General features: G+C 74.8%; 4 protein-coding genes. All 4 read right to left on the bottom strand.

Going from position 1 to position 2,428, the window contains the following annotated elements; genetic code table 11:
- Positions 1–169: 169 nt before the first annotated feature.
- Entirely contained in the window at positions 170–691 is a 522-nt protein-coding gene (locus H5J29_RS29305) for a gamma carbonic anhydrase family protein (protein ID WP_181784213.1), read from the bottom strand.
- Between the two features lie 20 nt (positions 692–711).
- The gene (locus H5J29_RS29300; RefSeq protein ID WP_181784212.1) at positions 712–1,473 is read right to left on the bottom strand and encodes a thiazole synthase; all 762 of its coding nucleotides are present in this window, start codon (positions 1,471–1,473) and stop codon (positions 712–714) included.
- Positions 1,470–1,670 (bottom strand): sulfur carrier protein ThiS, encoded by a 201-nt coding sequence (gene thiS / locus H5J29_RS29295; RefSeq protein ID WP_181784211.1) that lies wholly within the window; start codon positions 1,668–1,670, stop codon positions 1,470–1,472. The genes H5J29_RS29300 and thiS overlap by 4 nt, the downstream gene beginning before the upstream one ends.
- Positions 1,667–2,428, bottom strand: a 762-nt coding sequence (locus H5J29_RS29290) for an FAD-dependent oxidoreductase (RefSeq protein WP_181784210.1), incomplete at its 5' end; no start/stop codon positions are given. The genes thiS and H5J29_RS29290, both read right to left, overlap by 4 nt.

The raw sequence follows: 2,428 nt of genomic DNA, 5'->3' as shown, positions 1-2,428 counted from the left end.
GCACCCGGCGAGGACGAGCGCGCCGACGGCGAGGAACGCCAGCCTGCTCCGACCCCGCATGCGCTCTCCGATCGCCCGGTGAGCCCCCAGGATGGTCGACGGGCCCGGACACGCCGGTCACGCCGCGCCGCCGATCCCCTCGATCGGGTGAGCGCCCGGGCGCGGAGAGTCAGACCTCGGACACCGTTCGTGCATGGCGCTGGGCGAGCTCGCGGTAGAAGCCGGGGTTGTTCGACACCCACCACTCGGCCTCCGAGGTCAGCGGCCCCTTCGGCGCAGCGGTGGGCCCGAGGACGAGGGTGCCCTCGGGGATCACCTTGCCCGGCGGGACGAGCGCACCCGCGCCGATGAGGCTGCGGGCCCCGATCACGGCCCGGTCCTGGATGGTCGCCCCGTTGCCGACCACGCACTCGGGCCCGATCACGCAGCCGTGCACCACGCAGAGGTGGCCGATCGTGGCGCCCGCGCCGATCTCGGTGGCCGGGTCCTCCCCGCCGTGCAGGACGGAGCCGTCCTGCACGTTGGCGCCCTCCCGCACGATGATCGGACCGGTGTCCCCACGGAGCACGGCGTTGTACCAGACGGAAGCCCCCGCCTCGACCCGCACGTCCCCGACGAGGGTCGCGGTCGGGGCGATGAAGGCGGTGGGATGCACGGTCGGCTTGCGACCTTCGAACGTGAAGAGCGGCACCGCCACATCTTAGCGATCGTTCAGTCGGCGGTGGGGCTGCTCGCCTGTGCCCAGAACCGCTTCGGGATCCGGCCCGCGTGCCGCGCCGCGTACCCCGCCTCGACCGCGAGCCGCATCGCGTGCGCCATCCGCTCGGGATCGGCGGCGCGGGTGACCGCGGTGGCCAGCAGGACGGCGTCGCAGCCCAGCTCCATGGCCTGCGCGGCCTCGGAGGCGGTGCCGATGCCTGCGTCGAGCACCACCGGGACCCCGGCCTCCGCCACGATCATCTCGATGTTGTGCGGGTTGCGGATGCCGAGCCCGGTCCCGATCGGCGACCCCAGCGGCATGACGGCGGCGCACCCGACCGCCTCCAGCCTGCGGGCGAGCACCGGGTCGTCGTTCGTGTAGGGCAGCACGGTGAACCCGGCGTCGACGAGCTGTTCGGCGGCGTCGAGCAGCTCGATCGGGTCCGGCAGCAGGGTGCGCTCGTCCGCGACGACCTCGAGCTTCAGCAGGTCGGTCTCCAGTGCCTCGCGGGCCAGCTCGGCGGTGAGCACGGCCTCGGCGGCGGTCCGGCAGCCGGCGGTGTTGGGCAGCACCTCGATGCCGAGGCGGCGCAGCAGGTCGAGCACGCCGGTGCCGGTGGCGGCGTCGATCCGGCGCATCGCGACCGTGGTCAGCGTGGTCCCCGAGGCGACCAGCGCGCGTTCGAGGATCTCCAGGTTCGCGGCGCCACCGGTCCCGGTGATCAGCCGGGACCCGATCTTCCGGCCGCCCACGACGAGCTCGTCCATGGTCATCCTCCCTGCACCGCGGTCAGCACCTCGACCACCGCGCCCTCGCTCAACGTGCGCCTGCTCCAGTCCGCACGGCGCACGACCGTGCCGTCCACCGCGGCCGCCACGCCGCGCTCGGGGGCGTCGATCGCGGCGAGTGCGTCGGCGACCGTCGCGGGTTCCGGCAGGTCGTGTGCGGTGCCGTTGATCTCGATCCTCATGGCTGCCTCCGGAAGCGGGCGGGGTCGACGGCGGCGGGCACCCCGCCGCCCGCCAGCACGTCCACGACCAGCTCGGCCGTCAGCGGCGCCAGCAGGATCCCGTTGCGGCTGTGCCCGGTGGCCACGACCGTGCGGGCGTCCAGCCTGCCGATCAACGGGACGTTGTCCGGGCTACCCGGTCGCAGCCCCGCCGCCACCTCCGCCAGGCCGTACTCGGCGATCCCCGGGACGATCCGCTCCGCGTCCCGGAGCAGGTCGCGGACGCCGCCGACGGTGGCTTCGGTGTCGAAGCCGTTCTCCGACTGCGTGGCGCCCACGACCATCCCGTCGGGGCGGGGGACCAGGTAGACCGGCCGCCCGTCGACCAACGCCCGGATCGTGCGGCCGGGGACGGGGAACGCGCCCCGGCGGTGCGCCAGGCGCAGGATCTCGCCCTTGACCGGGCGGAGCAGGCCCTCCAGGGCCGGGTGCAACGCCGCGGAGTGCGCTCCGGCGCAGATCAGCAGCGTGTCCGCGGGCTCGCCGCCATAGGCGCGCTCCTCGAACACCACGCCGGCCTTCTCGGCGGCGAGCCGAAGCGCGTCGAGCAGGGTGCGGTTGTCCACCGAGAGGTCGGCGGGCACCGACAGCCCGCCGCGGACCGCCGGACCGAGTGCGGGCTCGAGCCTGCGCAGCTCCCGCCCGGACAGCCGCTCGACGGGCCTGCCGAGCCTGCCCAGGTGCGCCGCGAGGCCGTCGAGCTCCGCCCGGTCCACCGT

This window comes from Pseudonocardia pini (assembly GCF_013870575.1).
Classification (GTDB): Bacteria; Actinomycetota; Actinomycetes; order Mycobacteriales; family Pseudonocardiaceae; genus Pseudonocardia; species Pseudonocardia pini.
The sequence above is the reverse complement of the archived record's forward strand: the minus strand, read 5'-3'. Positions and strand labels throughout refer to the sequence as shown.

What these genes read in the sequence shown, in the direction of transcription:
- H5J29_RS29300 (WP_181784212.1), bottom strand. Translation starts at nt 1,473, where the DNA reads ATGACCATGGACGAGCTCGTCGTGGGCGGCCGGAAGATCGGGTCCCGG.
- thiS (WP_181784211.1), bottom strand. Translation starts at nt 1,670, where the DNA reads ATGAGGATCGAGATCAACGGCACCGCACACGACCTGCCGGAACCCGCG.